General features: G+C 62.5%; 18 protein-coding genes and 1 tRNA gene. 7 read left to right on the forward strand and 12 right to left on the reverse strand.

Annotated elements, in window-relative coordinates; translation table 11 throughout:
• The 3 genes from C404_RS44415 to C404_RS44425 all read left to right on the forward strand — a co-directional run.
• The coding region (locus C404_RS44415; protein WP_021195267.1) for an RNA-directed DNA polymerase at positions 1–987 on the forward strand (987 nt) is incomplete at its 5' end.
• Positions 984–1508, forward strand: coding sequence for a hypothetical protein (locus C404_RS58855; protein ID WP_021195268.1), 525 nt, complete (start codon positions 984–986; stop codon positions 1506–1508). The genes C404_RS44415 and C404_RS58855, both read left to right, overlap by 4 nt.
• On the forward strand, positions 1501–1992 hold the full coding sequence (locus tag C404_RS44425) for a DUF1643 domain-containing protein (protein ID WP_021195269.1): 492 nt from the start codon (positions 1501–1503) through the stop codon (positions 1990–1992). The genes C404_RS58855 and C404_RS44425 overlap by 8 nt, the downstream gene beginning before the upstream one ends.
• A gap of 378 nt (positions 1993–2370) precedes the next feature.
• Here the strand turns inward: C404_RS44425 and C404_RS44435 are convergent, their stop codons facing one another.
• Positions 2371–3105, reverse strand: a complete 735-nt coding sequence (locus tag C404_RS44435) for a DUF899 domain-containing protein (protein WP_021195271.1) — start codon at positions 3103–3105, stop codon at positions 2371–2373.
• 156 nt (positions 3106–3261) lie between these two features.
• Entirely contained in the window at positions 3262–4368 is a 1107-nt protein-coding gene (locus C404_RS44440; protein WP_021195272.1) for a YeiH family protein, read from the reverse strand.
• Positions 4369–4460: 92 nt separating this feature from the next.
• Here C404_RS44440 and C404_RS44445 point away from each other — a divergent pair, with 92 nt between their 5' ends.
• Together C404_RS44445 and C404_RS44450 are read left to right on the forward strand one after the other, a co-directional pair.
• Entirely contained in the window at positions 4461–5372 is a 912-nt protein-coding gene (locus C404_RS44445) for a LysR family transcriptional regulator (RefSeq protein ID WP_031329465.1), read from the forward strand.
• 61 nt (positions 5373–5433) lie between these two features.
• Positions 5434–5509 (forward strand) — tRNA-Lys (locus tag C404_RS44450).
• A 23-nt stretch (positions 5510–5532) separates the two neighbouring features.
• On the opposite strand, the gene C404_RS44455 is transcribed toward C404_RS44450, so the two are convergent.
• Both C404_RS44455 and C404_RS44460 read right to left on the reverse strand, forming a co-directional pair.
• On the reverse strand, positions 5533–6594 hold the full coding sequence (locus C404_RS44455) for a tyrosine-type recombinase/integrase (RefSeq protein ID WP_021195274.1): 1062 nt from the start codon (positions 6592–6594) through the stop codon (positions 5533–5535).
• 208 nt (positions 6595–6802) lie between these two features.
• Positions 6803–7840: an AAA family ATPase gene (locus C404_RS44460; protein WP_021195275.1), complete on the reverse strand. Its 1038-nt coding sequence runs from the start codon at positions 7838–7840 to the stop codon at positions 6803–6805.
• Between the two features lie 71 nt (positions 7841–7911).
• On the opposite strand from C404_RS44460, the gene C404_RS59995 reads away from it, so the two are divergent.
• Positions 7912–8280, forward strand: coding sequence for a hypothetical protein (locus C404_RS59995; protein WP_152524448.1), 369 nt, complete (start codon positions 7912–7914; stop codon positions 8278–8280).
• Positions 8281–9064: 784 nt separating this feature from the next.
• Here C404_RS59995 and C404_RS0130015 read toward each other — a convergent pair.
• The 8 genes from C404_RS0130015 to gudD all read right to left on the reverse strand — a co-directional run bounded on the left by C404_RS0130015 (position 9065) and on the right by gudD (position 22137).
• Positions 9065–9868 (reverse strand): hypothetical protein, encoded by an 804-nt coding sequence (locus C404_RS0130015; RefSeq protein WP_031329467.1) that lies wholly within the window; start codon positions 9866–9868, stop codon positions 9065–9067.
• An 809-nt stretch (positions 9869–10677) separates the two neighbouring features.
• Complete coding sequence (locus C404_RS44465; protein ID WP_021195277.1) at positions 10678–13089, reverse strand: hypothetical protein; 2412 nt, start codon at positions 13087–13089, stop codon at positions 10678–10680.
• 13 nt (positions 13090–13102) lie between these two features.
• On the reverse strand, positions 13103–14632 hold the full coding sequence (locus tag C404_RS44470; RefSeq protein WP_031329470.1) for an SLC13 family permease: 1530 nt from the start codon (positions 14630–14632) through the stop codon (positions 13103–13105).
• Positions 14633–14782: 150 nt separating this feature from the next.
• A complete protein-coding gene (locus C404_RS44475) occupies positions 14783–15724 on the reverse strand; it encodes an aldose 1-epimerase (protein ID WP_021195279.1) in 942 nt (313 codons plus the stop codon).
• On the reverse strand, positions 15724–16908 hold the full coding sequence (locus tag C404_RS44480) for a porin (RefSeq protein WP_031329471.1): 1185 nt from the start codon (positions 16906–16908) through the stop codon (positions 15724–15726). The genes C404_RS44475 and C404_RS44480 overlap by 1 nt, the downstream gene beginning before the upstream one ends.
• 96 nt (positions 16909–17004) lie before the next feature.
• The gene (locus C404_RS44485; protein WP_021195281.1) at positions 17005–19416 is read right to left on the reverse strand and encodes a glycoside hydrolase family 31 protein; all 2412 of its coding nucleotides are present in this window, start codon (positions 19414–19416) and stop codon (positions 17005–17007) included.
• A gap of 10 nt (positions 19417–19426) precedes the next feature.
• The gene (locus C404_RS44490) at positions 19427–20719 is read right to left on the reverse strand and encodes an MFS transporter (RefSeq protein WP_021195282.1); all 1293 of its coding nucleotides are present in this window, start codon (positions 20717–20719) and stop codon (positions 19427–19429) included.
• A 65-nt stretch (positions 20720–20784) separates the two neighbouring features.
• On the reverse strand, positions 20785–22137 hold the full coding sequence (gene gudD, locus C404_RS44495; RefSeq protein ID WP_031329472.1) for a glucarate dehydratase: 1353 nt from the start codon (positions 22135–22137) through the stop codon (positions 20785–20787).
• 105 nt (positions 22138–22242) lie between these two features.
• On the opposite strand from gudD, the gene C404_RS44500 reads away from it, so the two are divergent.
• Complete coding sequence (locus C404_RS44500) at positions 22243–22998, forward strand: FadR/GntR family transcriptional regulator (protein ID WP_021195284.1); 756 nt, start codon at positions 22243–22245, stop codon at positions 22996–22998.
• Positions 22999–23145 lie beyond the last annotated feature (147 nt).

The raw sequence follows: 23145 nt of genomic DNA on the forward strand, positions 1-23145 counted from the left end.
GCCAGCGACAACTATACGCCCGGCCGGTCAAAGTGCTTCGTCATCACGCGACCCAAGCCGCGGGAGGTGTGGGCGGCTGAGTTCCGTGATCGGATTGTTCACCACCTGCTTTACAACCGGATCGGGCCGCGCTTCGAACACTCGCTTATCGCCGACTCGTGTGCATGCATCAAGGGACGGGGAACCCTGTACGCAGCGCGCCGACTCGATGCGAAGGTTCGTTCTATCACGCAGAACTGGTCGAGGCCGGCGCACTACCTGAAATGCGATCTCGCAAACTTCTTCGTCAGCATCGACAAGCGAATCCTGCTCGACCTGCTGCTCGCGAAGATTCCAGAACCATTCTGGCGCCGTCTCGCTGAGGTGGTACTGATGCACGATCCACGGGCCAATTTCGCATTCCGCGGCGATCTAGCCTTGATGGAGCTAGTGCCACAGCACAAGCGGCTGATGGAGCAGCCTGCGCACCTGGGACTGCCGATCGGAAATCTGTCGAGCCAGTTCTTTGCGAACGTCTACCTCAATGAGCTTGACCAGCACGTCAAGCACCGCTTGCGAGCCCGGCATTACATCCGCTACGTCGACGACTTTGTGCTGCTGCACGAGTCGCCGCAGTGGTTGAACGCTGCGCATGCCGAAATCGAGGCATTCCTGCCGGGACGCCTCAGCGCACGCCTCAATCCGTCCAAGACCATCCTGCAGCCGGTGGCACGCGGTATCGACTTCGTAGGCCAGGTGATTCGGCCTTGGGTTCGCCACACTCGCAAACGCACGCTTAACGTGGGCGCCCAGCGATTGCACGAGATGCCGGCCCACGACGTTTTCGCGGCAGCCAACAGCTATCTCGGGCTGCTTCGTCAGGCCACAGCTAGTCATGCTGATCGAGCACAGGTGGCAAACGTGGTTCGCAAGCGCGGTCATGCAGTGAATCGGAATCTCACAAAGGCCTACCGGGCCTCCCAAACCCAGAAGGAGAACGCCAAATGAGCCGAAGCGGATATACAGATGATGGCGACGAAGACGGCACGTTTGGCCTCTGGCGCGGCTCCGTCACCCGAGCCATTCAGGGGAAGCGGGGTCAACAAGCGCTGAAGGATTTAGCGGCGGCCATGGATGCGATGCCGGTAAAGACCTTGGCGGCGGAATCGCTGGTCACCGATGGGGGCGAGTTCTGCACCCTGGGCGTACTGGGTAATGCCCGCGGCCTCGACATGAAGCCCATAGATCCGGAAGACTGGGATGCCGTCGCTGAAGCGTTCAATCTGGCACCTGCCATGGTCCGCGAGATCGTCTACGAGAACGACGAAGGGCTGCTTACCCATGAGCATAGTTACGTGGAAATTTGCGGACCTGTGCGCCCCTGGTATCCGGAATACGGCTCCCACAGCGTTCGCGTGTCGGTCGCTATTCCTCCAGAGGTGCTCGGGAAACGGCGGTGGAAACGCATGCGCAAATGGGTGGAAGACAACATAGTCTCGGCGGCAACCCTGGAGAAAAGCGATGCATAAATCCGCCGTCATCTCTCCATGCGGCAAGTTCCGCTATCGCCTCGGGCGCCGTTGGGCTTCCGGTCCCGCAATGCTATTCATCATGCTCAACCCGTCGACGGCCGATGCCAGCGTAGACGATCCGACCATCCGGAAGTGCATCGGCTTTGCCGAGCGCAACGGTGCGGACGCGATCGAGGTGGTGAACCTGTTCGCCTTCCGCGCGACCGATCCCAAGGCCCTGGCCTATGCCGGATGGCCTGTCGGCCCGGACAACGCCGAGTATATTGCTCGCGCGACAAAAGAGGTTCACGAGGACGAGGGTCGAATCGTGTTCGCCTGGGGCGCCAATGCCCGAGGCCGCGATGAGGCGCAGGCCATGATCGGCGATCTAGCGTATCGGGACATCCCCGGCTACACTCTGCGCCTTCTCCTTGACGGAACACCGGCCCACCCACTGATGCTGCCCTATAGCTGCAGCCTACAACGCTACTACGGTAACTGATGATGGAAGCCAACGAACTGAAAACCGCTTTGCGCGCGGTCCAGATCTACGCAGAGCGCCATCCACGCCCTCGGCACGTCACAATGACCCAAGCTGCGGAAATGCTTGAACTAAGCCGGCCAACTGTGCGGAAGCTCGTCCAGGCCGGGAGCCTGCGCCTCAATGGCTGCGGCCTGATACCGATCGAGCAAATTGACCGAATTCTGTGTGCCGATACTGCGTAACCCACGCTGATGTGCGGCAAACCCGGAGACAGCCTATCCGCGGCAGACTCCCCAAAATTTACGCATAGACACAAAGAAATGGCTTAACTAAGCCATTCTCGATCCCGGCCTCGGGCACCAATCCTCTTCCCTTCTTTTTCTTGCTCCTGCTGCCTCACGAAGCGTGACACGCATGCGCCTTCGGTGCATCGTCATATTCGTCGTGACGGCGTACCCATGACATGGGGCCGGTTTCGTTGCGGCCCAGCGGTGCGCGGTCGAGCAGCAGCAATGTGCCAACCATATCCTCCAAGCCACGCGCATACGTCGAGTATGTATGGAACACGTTGCCGGCGTCGTCCTTGTAGAACGCGCTCATGCCGGGCAACTCGTCGTGGGCCTCGGCGCTTGGGGTAGCGGTGTAGTTGTAGTCGACTGCCCCGCTCTCCAACGCTTCGGGCGAGAAGCTCACGCGGTAGTCGTGATTGAACGTGGTGCCGAACGACGACACCCACGGAAAGTGCCAGCCCATGCGTTTCTTGTAGGCCGCGATCTCTGCCATCGATGCGCGCGACACGGCGACCAGCGTCACGTCGTGATGATTCAGATGCGGCAGCATGCCACCCAGATGATCCGAGAGAAACGAGCATCCGGGACATCCAGCTTCCCAGCCTGGCCCGAGCATGAAGTGATAGACCATCAACTGGCTGCGCCCATCAAACAGTTCAGCCAGCGCCTTCTTGCCATCAGGCGTATCGAACACGTACTGCGTGTCGACCTTCACCCACGGCAACGCCTGGCGCTCGGCGTTGATGGCATCGCGCAGGTGGATCGCCTCTTTCTCACGCGTCAGCAATTCGCGCCGCTTGATGAGCCATTCGTCTCTCGAAACCACGGGATGCGGTTGCATGATGAGTCCCCTCGTCTACGACAGTCAGACAGGACTTCATACTAGGCGGCCTCTCGCGAATGAAAAGGCGCGGCGCGCAAGTCGCGATTCGGATGCGACCTGCGCGCCATGGAAGCGAATCCGCCGTCTCTACATACCCGACGCTGGGTGTCGAGATCAGCCCATCAGCCAGCGCACAGCAACGTTGATCAGCGCACCACCCACCACCAACCCGACCCACAGCACGGCCGCACACAGCAGCGGGCGCATACCCGACTTCAGCAGCATCGGCACATGCGTCTGCGTGCCGATGGCGAACATCGCGCAGGCCAGCATTGCCGTGTCGATCGCGTCGATCGGGGCGTGCCATGCCGCCGGAATCGCACCCGCCGAGTTCAGCAGCGTCACGCCGAGCAGGCCGACTGCAAACCACGGCATCGCCTTCCATGCGTGACCGGATGCCTTGCGCAGCGCACCCTCACGGGATTGCGTGGAGGCGGCACCGTCATCAGCAGCGGGCGTCGTGCAAGCCAGCACCACCAGCAGCGGCGCCAGGGCCAGCACGCGCACCATCTTGCTGACGACGGCCGCGTTGGTAGCGTCATCGCCCAGAGGCTTCGCGGCGGCAATCACCTGCGCAACCTCGTGCATCGTCGAGCCGATGTAGACACCGAAATGCTCCGGCGCGACTGCCATGCCAGCATGCGCCAGCAGCGTGTAAAGCCACGGATACAGGAAGATGCCGACGGTGCCGAACAGCACCACACTCGCAATCGCCACGGCCGTCTCACGCGGCTGCGCCTTGACTGCCGGTGCCACAGCCAGCACCGCCGCCGCACCACACACCGCGCTGCCCGCTGCCACCAGCACGGCCTGCGTGCGGGTAAGACCAAACCAGCGCGTGCCGATCCAGGTGCCGGCCACCATGGTCAGCGCCAGCACCAGCAGCGGAATCGCCACGCCAGATGCGCCCAGGTCATGAATCTGCGCCAGCGTCAGCCGGGCACCATAGAGAATCACTCCAGCACGCAGCAGCGTGTGGCGTGCAAACTGAATCGCGCCGGGCGTCAGCCACCGCTGGTGCCCCGGCACATGCCCCACCACCATGCCGAGCAGGATGGCCAGCGTCAGTGCACTCAAACCCAGGTGGCTCGCCCAGCCCATTCCGCCAAGCACCACCGCCACCCCGGCGCACCCAAACAACACACCCACGCTCAACAGCGTCCGGCCATCAAATCCGGGCACTACGCCCTGGGGGGCCAATTGTTTCTGTGCAATTGTCATCACATCCGCCTTGCTTATTCGCTATACGCATAACGATATACGGCATGTGATAACATGTAAAACGGGTAATTTTTCTAAGAATGACCAGTTTTATGGATAACAAAGCCCCTCGTGTCACGTTGCGCCAATGGGCTGTGTTTGCCGCCATCGCGCAGTGCGAAACCACCACCGCCGCCGGCGAGCAACTCGGCCTGTCGCAGTCGGCGGTGAGCGCGGCGCTGGCGGAGCTGGAATCGACGCTCGGGCACCCATTGTTCGACCGGCATGCACGGCGCCTCCACCTGAACGCGCTCGGTCGCCAACTGCTGCCGCAAGCCCAGGCCCTGCTCGACCATGCTGACGCGCTAGAGCGCGCCACCGTGCAGCCCAACGTGCGCCTGAAGCTGGCGGCCAGCAGCACGATCGGCAACTACGTGCTGCCCGCCCTGCTCGCGAGCTTCCGGCAGCAGATCGCCCCCGACAGCCAGCTCGACGTGCTGATCGGCAATACACAGGATGTGGTCGACGCAGTGCAGCGCTTCGAGGTGGACATCGGCCTGATCGAAGGCACGTGCCGCGGAGAAGCCCTGGAAATTGAAACGTGGATCGACGACGAGATGGTGATCGTTGCAGCGCCAGGGCATCCGCTCGCGCAAGGACCGGCCTCACATGCCGCGCTACGCGAAGCCGGCTGGCTGATGCGCGAACCGGGTTCGGGCACACGGGAGTTGGTCGACAGCCGCATTGCCTCGGTCGTTGGGCCCCTGCATGTGGCACTCGAACTCGGGCACTCGGAGGCGATTCAGCGCACCGTGGCCGCAGGCTATGGCATCAGTTGCCTATCGCGCCACGTGGTAGCCGATGCGCTGCGCGACGGCCGGCTGGTCGAGGTGCAAAGCGGCCTACCTCGTATCGCTCGTCCACTGCTCATCGTGCGCCATCGCGACAAGCATCCGACGCACGGCCTGACGCAATTCATCGACGCGCTACACAGCCACGCGAGCCTGCATTCGGACGACTCGTAAAAAAAATCGCACAAAGGACTAGCGCGATCCGAGAAAGGTTGATATAGTCTCATTTCTTCGCGGGGCGTTAGCTCAGTTGGTAGAGCAGCGGACTCTTAATCCGTAGGTCGAGTGTTCGAGTCACTCACGCCCCACCAGAATTCTCTTGCGAATCAAGGAACTACGCCGCTTCTTCAAGCGGCGTTTTTTCTTTCCGCTCCGAACTTGACCAAAACTTGACCGTGTTCGCGTGGGCCGCCACGTGGCTCGGCGCGAGGTGGGCGTACTTCTGCACCATCTCGATGGTCTCCCATCCTCCCAGCTCTTTCAGCACCAGTAATGGCGTGCCGCGCTGGACATGCCAGCTCGCCCACGTGTGCCGCAAGTCGTGCCAGCGGAAGTCCTTGATACCCAGCAGGCGGCAAGCACGATTGAAGTCGCGTTTGTCGTTCTGGTGGATACGGGCTGTCAGGCCATCTCCACGAGTGAACACCAGTTCATTGGCCGACTTGCCTTTGATGCGCCACCGCAGAACCTCGAGCGCATCGTCGTTCAGGGGTACGGCACGAGGACGGCCTGACTTAGTGTCGAGAACGTGCGCGCTATGCTGCGCCAGGCTTACCTGAGCAACGGTAAGGCCAAACAGCTCAGCCTCCCGCATCCCCGTCGCAACAGCAACGATTGCAGCATCTCGCATCCATGCCAGCCGAAGCTCCTGAAGGAAGCGCACGATGATTTCGGACGGCTCCCACCGTACGCGGCGCTTCGGCTCGTGGTACTTCGTCAGCTTGGGTACGTGGTCTATCCACTTCAAATCCATGCATTCGTTCAGCATGGTCTTGATGGTGGCGAGATAGCGATTCTTCGTGGCACCAGAGACCGTACCCCGCTTGTGCAGATGGGCCGACTCTGTTGGTAGAGCGTCTTCGATTTCGTCAGCGGTTAAAGAGCGAAGCGCACGACCAGCGAACTTGTCGTTCCAGTACTGGATGTGTCGGACTTTCGTTGCGTAGTCCTTCTCGCCTTCGTGCGTCCGAAGGAATTTCACGGCCCCTTCTTCAAACGTATGCTCGGGCTGCTCTCCGAGCATAGATTGGCGCCAGTGCTGGGCCTTTAGCCGGTCGTGATACTCCTGGGCTTCTTTGCGGTCGGACGTGCGAGCAGACCCTCTAACTCTTTCGCCGCTCGGCGCGCGGAAGTCAACGAAGTAGACACCGGATTTTTTATCTTTGCGGATTGACACTCTGAATCTCCACCGACCCGCAGCGATAGCCGAGGTCGATTTTCGTTCGTTTCTGTGAGCTGGGCAAGGCGTTGGCGCGTAATGCGCCAGACGCGAGACCCCGGCAGTCGGAAGAAGCCCATCGTTTTGCGCTTCTCGTAGACCGTGGCGTAAGAGAGGTGCAGCAGGTCAGCGACCTGCTGCACACTCAGGCATTCGAGCCCGTCCATCAGGACCCATTGCCCTGCGCGGCGCTAGCCAGTACGACTTTGTCACCGGTAATGACGACCTCCGAATCGTCGGCGAGCTTGTTGATAGCGCGATACACCGAGCCCTTCGCCGGTTTTCCATTGAAGTGCTGCACGATAGCGACCTTGCTGATTTCGCCGTCGCCATGCTCCTTGAGGAACTTGAGGATGGCGGCCTCGACCCTGCCATAGCCTTTACCCTTGGCCGGAGCGTCAGCAGGAACAGCGACGCAAGCCGTGGCTACCTTGCCGAAGGTTGTTTCTCCGATGCCTATCGCTTCCATGCCGAAGCCGAAACGAACCCCCTTGGAGCCCAGGTCTCGTGACTTAACGATTTCGGCGTAGCTGCCCTGCTTCGTCGCGGCAACCATGATGACCGTATCCATTGCGGCAAACAGACCAGACCATCCACGCATACCGGCGTCAACCTGCTTGCCAATGTGATGGACAACCGAGACATGCGCCCCGCACGCACGCCGAATGCGGTCCAGGTTTTCGATGACGCGCCCCATGTCCGAGCCGAGATTTTCGTTGGCCCCTTCGATGACAAGCGAGAGCGTGTCAAAGATGACGAGTACGACCTTCTCGTCGTGCTTCTTCTCCAGCAGCTTGACGGTCTTGATGATGTCGTCAGCGCCCTGCGTGTCCTTGAAAAGATTGATGCGGCTGCCCGAGATGACGAGATTCGGAATCGACAGGCCATAGTGTTCCTGGTAGGCCAGAACCCGGTTCTCGACAGAGCTGGGCGACTCTGCGGCGATATACAGGACCAAGCCCACTTGGGTTTGGCGATTCATCCACTTCGCCCCGAGAGCGATGGAGGCCGCCAGGCTGACAACTAGAGCCGTTTTGCCGACATTTGATGCGCCGCAAATTGCACTCACGCCATCGCTGGTGAGCGTGTCCTCCAGCAATTCTGAGATGCGGGTGCGCGTGGCCTTGAGCGTGTCGGCGTACTTGATGTCAATCGGGAAGCTGCGTGCCTGCACATCAGCCGTGGAAGTAACTTTGGCGCTCATTACTTGCCCTCCTGCGGATTATTGTTCGCGGGAGACTCGGCGGCCTGGGCTTCCAGGCGGGCAACAAGCAGATGAAGCGCAGCCAGCCGCTCGTTGGAGGTGACGGCCCGGAAAATGGCAGAGTCACGGTGCACGTACTGAAAACCGGAAAGGTAAATGCACTGACACCGGTGATTGAGAGGGCTATCAACGAAACAGGGAGTGACAAGACGGCTGTTGTTTATACCGCGCTACGGGAATTCGCGAAGGAAGAAGTACCACCTTTTCAAGGATTTGGAAATGAATTTCACGGTGGAAAAAAGACAGAAATCCTGTGGTGGGTAGATTTGAATGGGGAACGCAAGCCACTTACGAGCAAGCGTCTGGAAGCGCGATTGTCACGCCGTCGAAAAAATAACAATTCCAAATCAGTGAGCGCCGACATAGAAAATGCAGATTGAAATGCGCCCACGTTGTCTGGGTTGCTGAACACATATCGTAGGTACGTAGGTGCACACATATATATGTGTGCACCTACGTACCTACCGTTGTATGCACAACGAGCGATGCGGCAGGCGTCGTGAAAAACCGGCTGACCAGGATAGACGCGAGACAAGATGGCACCGCGCCGTGAGCGTCGCCCCTGGCTGCCCGCCTTTCCATCCTGGCGCAACGCATAAGCCGTCACTCACGAAAGCGATGCCCTTCGCCCGCTTTGCGCGGGCGGTGGCAACCAGGAAGAGCAGTGACCGGCGGCAAGCAGTCGCGCTGACAGACGCATCCTGAGCAACGCAATCACGGGCGTAGCCCGTGAGGCTTACCCATTCGTCTTACCGCGCCAGCACATCAGCGTGCAGGTCACACGCCCCATCGGTGGCGGGTGGCCTGCACGCTGATGTGCGGACGCGCGATGACAGCACAAACCAGAAGCCGGGTAAGCCTATGCATTATCGAGCGACGACTCGAAGCGCTCATGACCGCACTGACCAGCGTGACCGGGTTCACGCAGAATCTGTGCGCGCAAAAAGCAACTTCCCCGCCAGATGCCTCTGAGGGGGACGCGGCCCAATCCAGTTTTTTCGCGCAGTGACCGGGATGCATTCGGCGCGGCGGATTCCTTCGAATTAGAAGGTGTCCGCGAAGGAGTTCACGAGTAAAAGCGGCGGGTCAATGCCGCAGTCCGGGGATGAGTCCCCCCGTCGATTGCCTGTCCTGCTGAGGGCCTGGATACGAACGCCCAGACCGTCAGGCAAACACTATGTCCTCGAATTTGTATAGCTCCGTGGAGAACATGACGAGCGCATCGAGCGCAGTCTTTTTCCAGCCTTTCGCAAGCAGGTCGCGCGTGAGCTTCGCACGGAATGCACGCGTGCAGACGAAGATGACTTTGCCCCATTGCAGGCCATTGCCCAGCAGCTTTGAGCCCGAGGTACTCGCCACGTCGGCGGCAACGGCATCGAGCCATTTCAGCAACCTGGCATATTCCTTTGCGTTCTTCCGGCTTCTCTCGACTTCGCACCACCACACGCGACCGTCATAGCCGCGCAGCAGAACGTCAGGTTTCTTGCCCGCGATGCTCTCGACGCCGCCAAGGCACCTGCACTTGCCTTGCGAAACCTCACGCTCCGTCGAGACCCGATAGCCGTCGAGAAGCCCACGAATTGCAATCTCATTGGCAATCGTGCGGTGTCGGAAATGCGCCGAGCTGAACGCGCGCACTAGGTCTTTGCCCGTTGTCGCAGCAATCCCCGCGTGTTGCAACCGGCGCGCACCCGCTTCCGAGAGCGCGAAAATCACGCTGCCATCGGGTGCCTGGCCGCGTAGCACCTGTCGCGCATCAGCGAGCCGCCTGAGCGTGCGTTGCGCCATCCGAATGTCGGAGGCCGTGGCGACTGGCGCTTCCAGCGACGGTGCACCGGTCGCGCCGCTGGCCCAGACCGCCCTCAAAGCGGCGCAATCGCGCGTTCTAAGGAACCCGAAGCGCGAGAGCGAGTGCAAAAGTTTTTGCTCCCGCTCTCTGGCGATGATGCGCCCGTCTCGCGCTGCCACGAAGTATCTCCAAAGTGGGTGTCGATATTTCGTATAGCGCGAAACAGACGATGTGCCCCCCTGTTCGACCTCCCATACGGCGGAGGTCGAACACGGGAGACGTAGCCGCTGTCGCGGCGAGCCACCATGCCCTCTGCGCAAAACTGGACGTTTTGCCGGGCATTTTCGCCACTGGACGTAGCTCATGTCTTGACGGCGGGGCGCCCCACGCTGCGCGCGGGCAAGGGGCCTGCCCGTCGCCGCTGAACGCGACACCGGCTTTGGTCGGCGCTGTGCTTGACTCAGCCCCCTTGCCCGCGCGCTGCTCGGGGCGCGGGCTCCGCCCCCATCCGGCTGCCGGGTGCTGGGCCACCCTCTGGAGACTGGGGCCTCCAGCGCCGGATGGCTCCCCCCGCACGCATTCGATTGGCCTGGGGGCCAATGCGCCCGCGTGGACTGCGTGCGGCCTCGCACTTGTCCCGGCCCGCGATGCGGTCCGGCTCCCCTACGTCTGCGCGCTTACGCTCCGACTGCGCACCTCCGGCTTGCAGGTCACGCACGACATGCGTCGTGCATAGGTCGCGGCCCACGTCCGCGACAGCGGCTTCGTCGTGGGTGTCGCATGGCTGCCGTTTTCCTGCCTGCTTCGCCCAACCGATGACGACTGTACGCATGGCGGTCCGCCATACAAGGGCCTTCGGCGCCCGTCCTGGTTTAGCGCGCCATAGCGGTCTTCATCGTCTTGACGGTCTTCCTCATCCATCTCCGCGCGCTCGTCGAAGACGTCATGGACCCATGCAGATCCTGTCAACGCAGCGCAGTGGCTGTCATCACACGCCGCCATCCCCCACGAACGATACGAACTGCGCAGACGACCACACCTTCTGGTCGCCCCGCTCCCGCCCGTGGAAGTACACCGGCCGGAAGCCAAATGGCCCATTCACCGGTTCGACCTCCAGCGCACCGCTCACATCGATCGGCAAAGCCTGCTCCGTCAACCGCTCCACCGCTATAAAGAGCTCGGTACCACCAAGCTCGAGCCGCAATCCATTCTTGGCAAGCAACTCGGCCCCGCTGATCTCCCAGTGGAAATCCGGCGCATGCGCGAACGGATTGCGCTGTAGCGGATCACCGACCTTGATGTAGCTGTCGATGTGCCCCTCGATCACGATCCGTGCGGCGGCGAGGTTGCCGATGTCGATCTCCACGCTATCGGCATCGCCATAGGTGTCGCTGCGAAAGCCGATGTCGGTGGTGCCTTCGCGCCAGCAGGATTCCTCCAGGTGCTCGAAGCCGTGGCCGCCAAAGCGGTGGATGGTGCCGTTGAGAATGCGGATGCGCCCCTGCCAGGCGGCCCAGCGGTAGCGATCCCGGATGCGGGCGCCACCCCAGCGTACGCGAATCAGCCGATCGGAGAAGCCGGCCTCCTGGTGCAGGTTGCGCTCCCAGATCAGGCCGGTGTGGTCATACGCGGCGAGGTATTCCCAACCGGCCTGGCCGAGGAACCGGTAGTCAAAGCGCGCGGGGCCTTGATGCGTGAAGGCATCGCCCTGGATATGGTTACCGCTGCGTACCAGCAGCGCCGTGTGCTCGCCGGTGCTGGCCCAGGTGTGGCGCGCGCGCAGGGCACGGCCAATCGATTGACGATCAAGCCGTTCAGCCAGCACGCCCGTCAGGCCACCACGCACACCGAACACCTGCACGCCAGGCGCGCCACCGGCAGGCCGCCCACGGTGCTCATCGCCACTGGCAGCCACGCCGAGCTGGTAGCCACGCGCAATGACATCGCGGTACAGCCAGTCGAAATGCCCCCAGCTGGAGGCGATCTCCACCAGCCGTTCGAGCTGCGGGTGATGCCAGTCGGGGATATAACGCCGCCCGCCCACGTGCGGCATGATCAGGTGCTCTTCCGGCGCGTCGATGTACGCGTCCCACAACTCCTCGATCGGCCAGCGGCCGAGTTCAACGGCGCTGCCCTTCATGTCTTCGTTCCACACCAGCGTGCGGTTGTGCTCGCCGCGCGCGTTGTAGGGGAAGCCCGGCGCTTCATCACCGAGGAAGACGACGTTGTGATCACCACCAGCGGTGGAGCAGCCGCACCACTCCTGCACCGGATACGCAACAAAGCGGCCCGGCTCGTTAAATGCGTTGACGGCATCCAGCCCGAGCTTCCAGTTGGCATCGGTGATCTGGAAATCGTTGACGGTGTAGCCAAACACGTCGATGCCGCCGATATCGCGCGCGTAGGCAGCGTTGTACGCGGGGCTGTTGGTGCCGACGGTGTCGTGGGCGTGTACGTGCAGGTCTGCATAGAACGCACGCGGCGCGTTGGGCGCGTCGAAGATCGACAACCAGGCCGTGGCCTTGCTCACATGTGGCGCGTCCAGCAGAACGGCCTCCAGCCGAAGCGTGCCGACATCCGTGGGCAGATCATCGATGCCGAGCGAGGCCCAACCGCCCTCTGGTACAGGGTAGTCGCGCTGGTGCACCGGCGTATCGCCATCCCAGGCCGTCAAGCGGATCGTGCCGCCCACATCTGAACTGATGTTGCCCCACCGGTCGAGCAATGACGTGCGCACGACCAGCGGCGTGCCCGGCCGGGCAAAGCGCGGCGCATGGAGCAACACCTGCGCGGGCTGACCTGCATGGATGTCGATCACCACGTCGCCCGGCACCGCCACGAAGCGTGAGGTGCCCAGCGGGTCGACATACAACCGGAAGCGGAAGCTGTCTTCGATGAAGGTCTGCACGCGCGTGCCGGGCCCGCCGCGCCGCCGGTCGCCCAGACGGATCAGGATGTGGTCACCCGCGTTCAGGTAACCGTCGACCACGTCAACGATGATCGCCTTCTGGAAGGGCCGCTCGTGGCCCTTCTGCTCGAAGCGTACGTTCAGCGCCTGTACGGTCGCAGGGCTCTGTCCAGGCACCAATGGGCCAGCCTGGTATTCGGCGCTGAGGTAGTTGGCGCCGGACGGGTCGGTGGTCTGAAACAGTGCCCAGTCGGAATAGAACTTGAAGGTGGTTTTCAGCCAGGCGCCGTCAGCAATGCCCGAAGCACCGACTTCATAGTCGATCAGGATCTCCGCCCACTCACCCGCCTCCAGCCGGCTCACCGAGCAGGTGGCGCGGCCGGCAAACGGCAACGCCTTGTTCTTTTCATACAGGCCTGCGGGCGCGTGATGCTCGCCCAGCCGCTCCCGCAAGGCGGCATAGCCTAACGCCGGGGATGCTCGGTCGTTCATGGAGTGACTCCGATCAATGGAAAGGCCACGGCGCACCCGCGTCCCAGACGGGGATGCCGAGATGCGCGTACCACGGCGCCATCACGAACACGCCATAGACGATGCCGATCAGCACAGACACCACGCCCACCTTTGCGTAATCCGCGGTGGTGAAGGTGCCGCTGCTGTAGGCCACCACGGCAGCGGTGATCTGCGTGGGGAGGATGTAGGCGAAGCTGTCGCTGTCGCACACCAGCAGCGTGAAGGCCACCGGATGCAGCCCCAGCTTGGGCGCGAGCGCCAGCATGATGGGCGCAATCATGGTGACGGCAGCCACGTTGGAGAGCATGGCGAGCCGCGCCACATGCGTGCCGATCATCACAATGAACAACGCCAGCCACCACGGGTGACCTTGGGCGAAGCGATACAACCAGTCAGCCACCCACGGCGCGAGGCCTGTTTCGCTGATGGCGGCAGACAGGCTCAACGCACCCGCCAGCAGAAAGAGCGTGCCCCAGATCGTACGGTTCTGGATATCCTTCCAGCCCAGCCCCGTCAGCCCCGGCACGAACAACGCAGCCAGACCAAGCAACGCCACGATCTCGGAAGGCAAGCCGTGCCACGACTCGGTCGCCCAGAGCACAGCCACCGCCGCGAACACCAACAAGATGGACTTGGCATGCCCACCCGCCGGCGGCAGCGCGGCACGCTCAGCTGCAATGGCAGCCGTACCGCCAGGCAGGCGCACAGCGCGCGACTTGAAGTAGAACTGCACCCACAGTTGCGTCAGCACGAACATGCCCAGGTAGGGCCACTGCAGCTTGAACCAGTCGAGATAGGACAGATGCAGGCCGAGCTGTTTCTGCAGCAAGCCCACGATCACCAGGTTGGGCAAATGCGCGGTCAAGATGCACATGCCGCTGATCATCGAGCCATAGACCAGCGACTGGATGACGATGGCCTTCTTGGCACTACGCTCGCGCGGCGTGTCGCCAAACAGATCGGCGATGCCATTGACCACCGGTAGCAGCGCCGCCGCACGCGCATTGGCCGCCGGCACCAGAAAACTCAGCACGAAGTTGATGGCAAACATCGACCAGATCACGCCATTGGCGGTGCTGGTCTTGAGCTTGTCGAGCAGCCACAACGCAATGCGGCGGTCCAGCCCTACCCCCTGCATGATCGACGAGAACAGGAACGCGGTCAGGCACAGGAACACCACCGGTGTGGCGAAGCCGCTGGCGGCCTTGGAGAATGGTGTGACAGCATGCGCGAGTACCAGCAGCGCCGGAATGAGGATGCCGCTTACCCCCACCGGCACCGCTTCGCTCATCCAGATCACGGCAGCCCATGCCACCACCGCCAGGGTGGCACGCCCCGCGGGCGACAGCCCCTCTGGCTGCGGCAACACAAACAAGACAAGCAAGAACGCCGCCCACGCCGCCAAAAAACCGAGGCGCGCCTTGAGCAACGGGCTGAGCCGCGAGCGAACGCCGGCGATCGCCTGACCAGATTGCCAGCCGGACTGCGAAGACAGCGATGACGGATCGACTGGACTGCTCACGATGACCCCATGACGGTTTGCTGGATGCACAAAGACACCATGCCGGTCAATCTGCTCCCTTCTGGAGCCATGCTACGGGCTAATCCCGGGCCGCCAACGAATCCGTTTGCATATCGTCATGCCCCGGCTGTACAAGCGCCCTTTTGGAGATCAGCTGACAGCGGGTTCGATACGCAGTTGCATGCGCAAACGCATCGCCTCGCCCGGCGCGAGAACACGCAGCCCCGTTCCTTCCCAACCCTGCGCGGCCAGATTGACCGCGTCGGCCACATGCGAGACGGGCTCTAGGCAGAAGTAAGGCTGCTCTTTCGGCGCATGCAGGATGAAATGATCGAGGGGATCGGCAGCGCGTATCGTGAGCGTTGCACTGTCGACGCGGGATATGGCGGCCTGCTGCCGCCAATTGCTGTAGTAGACGCTGAGGGCGTCGTCCGGCAACGCACGTGCGTTGCTGAAGTCTTCGCGCGCCGTGATCGGCTCGCTGCGGATGGCCACCTCGCCGGCATCGGTCGGCCACATCGTCGCCGCATCAAACTGGATGTGCATGCCGGCAGCGCGCAGGAAGTACGGATGAAAGCCGCCGCCTGCAGGCATATCACTGTCACCGTCATTGCGCAGCGTCATGACGGCGTCCAGCCCTTCCGCGGTCAACACCAGCGTTTGCGTGGCGGTAAATGCCCAGGGCCAGCTGTCGACGTCGGGCACGTGGCGCAGGCCGAGCACGATCGACGATGCGGTCAGTTGCTCGACCGCCCATGCACGTGCGTGCGCCAGACCGTGCATGGCATGCGGCTGGCCCGGATGCGGCGCGAGACGAATCTCGCGGCCACCCCATTGGAAGCGTCCTTCGCGGATGCGGTTGGAGAACGGCAACAACGGGTAGCAGCCCGCCTTGGGCCATGCCAACCCATTGAAGCCGTCACGCAGGCAAACCTCGGACATCGGCGCCAGCCAATCAATGCGCTGGCTGCCCTCGCCGGCCGAAGCCAGCGAGGCAATGCGGCCACCCGCCGCCGGCGCGACGACCATTGTCAATGCGCCGGCCCGCAGCGTATGCACCGGGCCAGGTGCCAGCCACGTCGTCAACGTCATCAGAAGAAATGACGAATGCCAACCATGCCGACGAACTGGCTCGGGCCGCTGGACGGCGTGCCGTTCTGCGAGTCACCCACCGATGCCACAGCGTTGACGATGCTGCCCGTCGAGCTCAGCGTCTGGCCGCTCGCTTTCTGATAGGCCTCAACCATGTAGAACGCCGTGCGCTTGGAGAACGAATACAGCTGCTCCATCGAGATCTGGTGATAGCGCGCCGCCTTGTCCACGCCGTTGCGCTTGTTCTCGGCGGTGTAGCTGTAGCCGGCGGCCAAAGTCAGTGCAGGCGTGAGCGCGTACGTGGCAATGGCACCAAACGTGTTGAACGACGCCGTCTGTGCAAACCCTACCGGCGAGGTGGCGCCCGGCTTGTACTGCACGTTGGAGTAGTTCAACCCCATCATCAGCTTGCCCACGGTGTAACGCGCAGCGGTACCGATGATCTGTGCGGTATCGGCTGTTGCATAGCCCTTGTTGATGGGCGCGTTGTTGGCGAAGTCACCAGTGTTGTTCTGGAAGGTCGGGACGTTCTTCAAGCGAATGTAGCCAGCCGACCAGGCGAACGCCTGGTAGTCGTAACGCATTGCCGCACTGAAGGCACTGCCGTTGGACATGCTGCCCGCCTGCTCGCCCATGCCGTACTGCAAACCCGCCTGGAAACCGCCGAACGTGGGCGACGTATAGGTGATCGAATTCGGCACACGCAGCGTGGTGTCCATCGCATCGACGTCGCCCGGGTGCGCACCGACAGCGCCCGTCAACACATTGGTCGGGCCCAGCGCGGCAACGTACTGGAAGTACGGCGTGTACTGACGACCCATCGTGACCTGGCCGTAGTCTTTGTTAGCGAGGCCGACATAGGCCTGGCGATTAAAAATGGTGTTCGCCTTGCTTAGCGCGCCCGTATCGGCTGCAAAACCGTTCTCCAGGCGGAACACTGCCGTGTTGCCGCCGCCCAGGTCTTCCGAGCCCATCAGGCCGAACTTGCTGGCGGCCAGGGCGCCAGAGTTCATATACGTGTTGGAATGCCCGCCCTGATTGCTCGAATAGGCAATGGCGTTATCGACCACGCCGTACAGCGTGACCGACGATTGCGCCGATGCGTGCACCGACAGCCCCGCGCATAGCAGTGCGGCGCATGCATAGACAGGTTTGACAGAAAATTTGGCTCGTGTGGTTTTCATCGTTGTTGTCTCGGTTTTGGTTATCTCCAGCACCTTGGGGAAACCGTGCATCTCCGGGCTCTCCGCGCCCGGTTGCGATGCACGGGGGATGCGGCACTAGGCCAGCAACTGCAGCGTCAGACGGCGCCAGCCGCCTGCAACGTTGTCGTCAACAATACGGGCCTCTGAGGCCTGCACCTGCCGCGCCTCGGCGGCGGGCAGCTGGATCTCGATGGTGTCTGTCTGCACCGGCATGCGGCCTTCGCGTGAGACATGCAGCGTGACCGTGAGCGCGTCTGACACCGCGCGCACGTTCCAGCGGCCCTGCTCGCCGTGCCGCCAGGCCTCGGTCTCGCCGTCGTCCTCGATGCAGCCGCCAACAGCCTCGCCGGCGCCGCTCGTGGGTACCACGAGGAAGGCACGCCGATCGGCACGCTTGTCGAAATGCTGCTCAGCCACGTTCAGCGCAATCACACCACCTTCGCGGATCAACATGACCGGCTGGTCCCACGGTGCAGGCAGCGTGACGGTTTGACCACCCTCGAACACCTCACCGCTCCAGTACGACACCCAGCGCGCACCGGCGGGCAGATAGACCGAGCGCTCGCGCTGCCCTTGCTCCACCACCGGCGCCACCAGCAGCGACGCGCCGATCAGCATGTCGTCGTTCTCTTCGTAGCAGCGGCGGTCCGATGGGAACTCGGCAAACGTCGGCTTGAGCACCGGCTCGTAGGCCTGCGTGGATTGCCACAGCAGCTCGTACAGATACGGAATCAAGCGATAGCGCAGCTTGATGAGCGAGGCGATCTGCGAGGTCACCTCTGGGTACATCCACGGCTCGTTGACGGTCTTGTCGTCGTTCCACGAGTGGATGGAGAAGCGCGGCAGGAAGGCGCCGAATGCCACCCAGCGCACCAGCAGTTCCGGCGACGGCGCCGGACCCGCGAAACCGCCAATGTCATGGCCGATGTTCGACACTCCCGACAGCGCCAGACCCAGGCCCATCTTGTTGTTGAAGCGCAGCGTCTCCCACGAGGTGTAGTTGTCGCCCGACCAGGTCTGCACGTAGCGCTGCATGCCGACGCCGCCCGAGCGTGACACCAGGAACGGCCGGCGCTGCGGCGCGTACTCAAGCTGTGCCTCGCGCGAGGCGCGCATCATCAGCATGGTGTGCAGGACCTTGGCTTCGCGAATCGGGTGCTTCTTGCCAAACCCCTGCGCGAAGGCATCGGGGGACCACACTTCAAACTCGTTGTTGTCGTTCCAGGTGGACGCCATGCCGTAGTCGAGCAACGCGCTCTTGACGTTGGCTTTCCACCAATCCAGTGTCTTCGGGTTGGTGAAGTCGAGATACGCACCCACCTCATCCCAGAACTGCACCCAGGCGGGCTCGCCATTGGCGTCGCACACCAGCAGGCCGGCTTCCTTGGCCTCTGCAAACTTGGGGTGATCTTGCAGCAGGCAGGGCTTGATGTTGGGGCACAGGCGAATGCCGGCATCCAGATAGCCCTGCACGAAGCCGCGTGCATCGGGGAACTTGTCGGTGTTCCAGTTGAAAACGTAGCGCTTCGGGCCGATCGATGTGTAACCCGACGACAGGTGGAACGAATCACACAGGATGTCGTGCTCGCGGCACCCCTTGATGAACTCGCCCATCTGCTCCTGCGCGTTGGGCGCGTCGGTATACGTCATGGTCGAGCCGGAATAGCCCAGGCCCCACTTCGGCATCCACGCCGGCCGGCCGGTCATCCAGGTAAAGCGGCGCGTGGCGTCGAGCGGCGTATCGGGCGAGGCGATGAAGTAGTAGTCGAGATCGCCGAACGGCGCCGCAAAGTAGCGATAGTGGCCGTGGTAGTTGTCCAGCTCGCGGCCCATGTCGAAGCTGCAGTCGGACAACGTGTCGTAGAACAGGCCGAAACCGGTGCCGTTCTCCGGGTGCCACGTCACATAGAACGGAATGTGCTTGTACAGCGGATCGGTCGTACGTGCGCTGTAGCCCATCGCGTCGATGTTGCGCATCTCGTAGCGCTGGTGCGCACGGTTGAGCTCACCAGCGCGTTCACCCAGGCCGAAGTACATTTCGCCCGGTTCGCGGCGCACGTAGTGATAGACCTGTTCATCCCAGTAGCCAAAGTTGTAGGCCTGGGTGGAGCGATCGTGCAGCACCGGCTGCCATTGGCCAGCTCGGCTGATCTCCCACGTGCAGAAGCCACCCGCGAGTGCAATGCTCAGGCGGATCTTGCTGGTCTGCACGTGCAATGTGTTGGCGTCGGACTGCAGTGCAAATTCCGGCAGCGAGAACCCGCTGAGATCACGTCGGTCACGCCCTTCGAGCGGCGTATCTTCGGCGCCCGGCGCAATCGACCACGTGGCCGGGCCACGCAAGTCACCGTGCGGCAGCACCAGCACACGGATGATGTCTTCTTCGAGCACGAAGACTTCAATCGCAGCGCCAGTGCTGCTGGCCAGGCGAAGTCGGTTGCCGTCTTGCGCCTGGAGTTCGAATCGGGGGGGATGCAGCATGGACATCGGTTTCAGCTCAATTTGAAGCGGAGAGTTTCATCTGGCGTGCAGCACGCTCTTCCTGAGATTGACCGCGGATCAGGATGATCAACAGCACGGCGGCAATCACGTCAAACGCGCCCAGCAGGCTGAACAGCGGGCCATAGCCAACCGTATCGGCCAAAGCGCCCACCACAGCAGTGAATGCCAAACCGCCGATCCAGCCGGACATGCCGGCAAAACCGCTGGCCGTACCCACTTCTTGCGGATCGAACACGTCTGCACTGAGCGTATTGACAGACACGGAAATCATCTGGTGCGCGAAACCACCCACGCAGAACAGCGCGATGGCCACATACGGCGATGCCACCAGCCCCACGCATGCCGGGCCGATCATCATCAGTGCACCCAGTACCACGCCGCCCACACGCGACCACACCAGCGGCAGGCGACCATACTTCATCAGCAGCGGCGACAGATAACCGCCGGCCATGCCACCCAGGTCCGCGGCGAGGAACGGCAACCACGCAAACATGGCGATCTGCTTCAGATCCATGCCGCGCTCCTTGAAGAAGTACAGCGGGATCCAGAAGCTGAGCGTCTGCCAGGCAGGCTCGGTAAAGAAGCGCGCCAGTGCAATCGCCCAGAAACGTCGCGACAACACGATCTCGGAGATCGGACGCTTTTCGCGCTTCCCGCCCGCCGAACGCAGTTGCCCGTCAGTGATGGTTTGCAGCTCTTGCTTGGACAACCGCGGATGCTCGTTTGGCGAGCGGTAGAAGGCGTACCACAATGCCGCCCAGAAAAAGCCCAGCGCACCGGTCACCACGAACGCAGCTTGCCAGCCGTGCCGCATGGAGAGGAACAACACCAGCGGCGGCGCCAGCATGGCGCCGAACGACGTGCCGACGTTGAACCAGCCCGTCGCCACCGATTTTTCCTTGTCCGGGAACCACTCCGCCACAGCCTTCATGCCCGATGGAATAGCGGCCGCCTCGGTCAAGCCCATGAAGGCGCGAAAACCTGCCAGTGACAGCCACCCCGTTGCGCCTGCATGCAGCACACCGGAAAACGACCACAACACGGCAAACAACGCAAAGCCGATGCGCAGGCCGATCAAGTCGACGATGAAGCCGCACACTGGCTGCATGAGCGTGTAGCCAAACTGAAACGCCATGACCACGTAACCATACTGCTGCGTGGTCATTGACAGATCTTCCTTGAGCGTTGGGGCCAGCACACCCAATGAATTGCGCGCCAAGTAGTTCATGATCGTGCCCAGACACACCAGCACGATGATCCACCAGCGCAAACCCTTGATGGTTTTCAAGATTCGTCTCCAGATATTTTTTGTATTTTTTTGGGCGGTCTGAGACCGCCCGGGGTCTGCCTACCTCAACGCACCAGACACGGACGCTTGTTGTTGAACGTCCAGTTGGGCACCAGGCACTGCATGGCGGCAGCATCGTCGCGCGCGCCCAGCCCGTGCTGCTTGTACAGCGCGTGCGCCTTCTCTACCTGGGCCATGTCGAGCACCACGCCCAACCCCGGCACAGCAGGCACGTCGATCTCGCCGCCCACGATCTGGAACGGCTCACGCGTCAGACGCTGGCCGTCCTGCCAGATCCAATGGGTGTCGATGGCAGTGATGTTGCCCGGCGCAGCAGCGGCCACGTGCGTGAACATCGCCAGTGAAATATCGAAGTGGTTGTTGGAGTGCGAGCCCCAGGTCAAGCCCCAGTCATCGCACATTTGTGCGACACGCACGGAGCCCTGCATGGTCCAGAAGTGCGGATCGGCCAGCGGAATATCGACCGAGTGCAACTGGATGGCGTGGCCCATCTGGCGCCAGTCGGTGGCGATCATGTTGGTGGCGGTCGGCAGGCCGGTCGCGCGGCGGAACTCGGCCATGACCTCACGGCCGGAGTAGCCGCCTTCGGCACCGCACGGGTCTTCCGCATAGGCCAGCACGTCGTGCTTGTCGCGGCACAGGCGGATGGCCTCTTCCAGCGACCAGGCCCCGTTCGGGTCCAGCGTGACGCGCGCGTCGGGAAAGGCCTCGGCCAGCGCGGTGGTGACGACCATTTCATCATCGCCGCTCAACACGCCGCCCTTGAGCTTGAAATCCTTGAAGCCGTAGCGGGCGTGCGCGGCCTTGGCCAGGCGCACGACAGCTTCGGGGGTGAGCGCTTCTTCGTGGCGCACACGGGTCCAGTCGTCGGTGGCGTCGCTGCCATCGGCATAGTCGAGATTGGTGCGCTTGCGGTCGCCCACGAAAAACAGGTAGCCCAGCACCGGCACCTTGGCGCGCTGCTGCCCCTGCCCCAGTAGGGCAGCCACGGGCACGCCCAGGTGCTGGCCCAGCAAATCCAGCAAGGCGCTTTCCAACGCCGTGACGGCGTGCACGGTGGTGCGCAGGTCAAACGTCTGCAGCCCGCGCCCGGTCGCATCGCGGTCGGCAAATTGCCGGCGCACGGTGTTGAGCACGTTGTTGTATGCGCCGATCGGCTGCCCCACCACCAGCGGTGTCGCGTCTTCAATGGTTTTACGGATCGCCTCGCCGCCCGGCACCTCGCCCACGCCGGTATGGCCGTCGGAGTCTTCCAGGATGACGATGTTGCGGGTGAAGAACGGGGCATGCGCGCCGCTCAGGTTCAGCAGCATGCTGTCGCGTCCGGCCACGGGAATGACCTGGAGGCGGGTGATACGCGGCGTGCGCAGGGTGGATTCAGCAGAGTTGTGATTCATGGCCGTCACATACGTTATCAGTCGTCATACAACATGGAGCGGAATATAATGGACGTATCAACGCAGAGCCACCCCTGGTAAACCCGAAACCCGTCCGGAGACAGCATGCCCACCCCAGGCTCCCCCGCAACGCTCGCGCGCCGCACCCAAAGCCTGGCGGAAGTGGTGGTCGACTACGTTAAGCAGCGCATCGCCACGGGCGCGTTGCGCATCGGCGACAAGCTGCCCACTGAATCGGAGTTGATGGAAGCATTGGGCGTCAGCCGCACTGTCGTGCGCGAGGCCATTTCACGCCTGCAGGCCAAGGCGCTTATTGAGACGCGTCACGGTATCGGCAGCTTTGTCCTGCCCCCGCGCCAGGACAACACCATCCAGTTGGGCACCGCCTCTACGCTGCACGAGATCCTGGCCATGCTGGAGTTGCGCGTGGCGCTGGAAACCGAATGTGCCGGTCTGGCCGCCCAGCGCGCCACGCCGGAGAATCTCGCCACGCTGCAGCAAGCGCTCGACGCCATCGAAGAAGACCAGGCCGCCGGCCGTGACAGTGCGGCGTCCGATCTGCGCTTTCACCTGAGCATTGCGCGTGCCACCGGCAACCAGCACTTCGTGACGGTGCTAGACCAACTGGGCAAGACACTGATCCCGCGCAGCCGCATTGACGCATCGCAGGTCGGCTATCTGAACTCGCAAGAGTCTCGCGCCACCGTCAACCGCGAGCACCGCAGCATCTTCGAGGCCATCTCCCGCAGGGAGCCGGAAGCCGCCCGTGCAGCCATGCGCATGCACCTGTCGAACAGCCGCGAACGACTGCGCCGTGCGCACGATCTGGCCGACACCTCGATATCGGAAGCCTTTACCTGAACCAGCCGGCAGCTGAAGGCGGAAGCGGTGCATTGGCACCCAAGTTGTACGATGTCTTATGACAAACCAACGCAGATTGGGCGCATACCGCACCCCGGCTGGTCTTGATAAAGATTTGCATTGTGTCGACGCCAGCCACGTAACCTG

Origin of the sequence: Ralstonia sp. AU12-08, assembly GCF_000442475.1 — a bacterium.
Classification (GTDB): Bacteria; Pseudomonadota; Gammaproteobacteria; order Burkholderiales; family Burkholderiaceae; genus Ralstonia; species Ralstonia insidiosa.

Excerpts from the sequence above, each read along its gene's own strand:
- C404_RS44465 (WP_021195277.1), bottom strand. The coding sequence starts at position 13,089 with ATGAACGACCGAGCATCCCCGGCGTTAGGCTATGCCGCCTTGCGGGAG.
- C404_RS44460 (WP_021195275.1), bottom strand. The coding sequence starts at position 7,840 with ATGAGCGCCAAAGTTACTTCCACGGCTGATGTGCAGGCACGCAGCTTC.
- C404_RS58855 (WP_021195268.1), top strand. The coding sequence starts at position 984 with ATGAGCCGAAGCGGATATACAGATGATGGCGACGAAGACGGCACGTTT.
- C404_RS44485 (WP_021195281.1), bottom strand. The coding sequence starts at position 19,416 with ATGTCCATGCTGCATCCCCCCCGATTCGAACTCCAGGCGCAAGACGGC.
- C404_RS44435 (WP_021195271.1), bottom strand. The coding sequence starts at position 3,105 with ATGCAACCGCATCCCGTGGTTTCGAGAGACGAATGGCTCATCAAGCGG.
- C404_RS44500 (WP_021195284.1), top strand. The coding sequence starts at position 22,243 with ATGCCCACCCCAGGCTCCCCCGCAACGCTCGCGCGCCGCACCCAAAGC.
- C404_RS44480 (WP_031329471.1), bottom strand. The coding sequence starts at position 16,908 with ATGAAAACCACACGAGCCAAATTTTCTGTCAAACCTGTCTATGCATGC.
- C404_RS44475 (WP_021195279.1), bottom strand. The coding sequence starts at position 15,724 with ATGACGTTGACGACGTGGCTGGCACCTGGCCCGGTGCATACGCTGCGG.
- C404_RS59995 (WP_152524448.1), top strand. The coding sequence starts at position 7,912 with ATGAAGCGCAGCCAGCCGCTCGTTGGAGGTGACGGCCCGGAAAATGGC.
- C404_RS44445 (WP_031329465.1), top strand. The coding sequence starts at position 4,461 with ATGGATAACAAAGCCCCTCGTGTCACGTTGCGCCAATGGGCTGTGTTT.
- gudD (WP_031329472.1), bottom strand. The coding sequence starts at position 22,137 with ATGAATCACAACTCTGCTGAATCCACCCTGCGCACGCCGCGTATCACC.
- C404_RS44425 (WP_021195269.1), top strand. The coding sequence starts at position 1,501 with ATGCATAAATCCGCCGTCATCTCTCCATGCGGCAAGTTCCGCTATCGC.
- C404_RS44440 (WP_021195272.1), bottom strand. The coding sequence starts at position 4,368 with ATGACAATTGCACAGAAACAATTGGCCCCCCAGGGCGTAGTGCCCGGA.